Raw genomic sequence first — 318 nt, forward strand, 5'->3', positions numbered from 1 at the left:
GCGACCGGCGGCTGGGTCGAGTGCGTCGATTCGGTCAACTCGATGATCGGCGACCTCGTCCAGCCGACCACCGAGGTCGCGCGCGTGATCGGCGCGGTCGCCAAGGGCGATCTCGGCCAGACCATGCAGATCGAGATCGAGGGCCGCCCGCTGCGGGGCGAGTTCCTGCGGATCGGCAAGGTGGTCAACACCATGGTCGATCAGCTCAATTCCTTCGCCTCCGAGGTGACCCGCGTCGCCCGCGAGGTGGGCACGGAAGGAAAGCTCGGCGGTCAGGCCCAGGTCGAGGGCGTCGGCGGCACCTGGAAGGACCTCACC

1 protein-coding gene is annotated in these 318 nt (G+C 68.9%); it reads left to right on the forward strand.

Annotated elements, in window-relative coordinates; genetic code table 11:
• The coding region (locus E1J50_RS26150; RefSeq protein WP_132257175.1) for a HAMP domain-containing protein at nt 1–318 on the forward strand (318 nt) is incomplete at both ends.

The organism is Methylobacterium segetis, from assembly GCF_004348265.1.
Classification (GTDB): domain Bacteria; phylum Pseudomonadota; class Alphaproteobacteria; order Rhizobiales; family Beijerinckiaceae; genus Methylobacterium; species Methylobacterium segetis.